The 538-nt window shown below is 33.6% G+C and carries 1 protein-coding gene and 1 pseudogene; both read left to right on the forward strand.

Annotated features, from left to right (window positions below; genetic code table 11):
• Positions 1-217 (forward strand): annotated as a pseudogene (locus B9T16_RS29220) (hypothetical protein); the annotation flags it as partial.
• 13 nt (positions 218-230) lie between these two features.
• On the forward strand, positions 231-538 hold a 308-nt coding region (locus B9T16_RS29225), incomplete at its 3' end, for a hypothetical protein (RefSeq protein ID WP_410246452.1).

Below are 538 nucleotides of genomic sequence, written 5' to 3' on the forward strand. Positions count from 1 at the left end.
GCCGGAATTGAAAAAGCGTAATTATCAAATTGGCGCGATAAAAAGAGTTACCAGTCAACAAAAATCAATGATTGAATCTTTAATCGAGCAGATAAATGATGTAAAAACACTTTATAGCAAGGACTTGGTTCCCAATTTAAGACAAACAATTAATGAACAAGCCAACCAGATTGTAGACCTCCTAAAAGATGTCGGAAAAACAATTAACCAAAAATAGAGGTATAACGTTCATGAATACTGAAAACCCCAAAATAACCCGTCTACATCTCAAGTCTCTAGGACTGACAGATTATTTGGTTAGAGAAATTGTCAAAGATTTGCCTTACGAAAAGGAAAGTTCATACAATATCTATTCTGTTTCTGATGTTCAAAATTCCATACAACATAAACTTAACAATCCTCGAACCAAAGATACCAGCCGGGAAAAATTAGCAGTAGTATTGGAATGGTTAGATGGCAAATCTAATGTCATTGAGGTTGATTTTCTGAAAAATTTGCCCCCAGATAAAAGATTAGAATTTTTATATAAACGCAGTGA

It is taken from the genome of Arthrospira sp. PCC 8006 (genome assembly GCF_046480465.1).
GTDB lineage: Bacteria > Cyanobacteriota > Cyanobacteriia > Cyanobacteriales > Microcoleaceae > Limnospira > Limnospira platensis.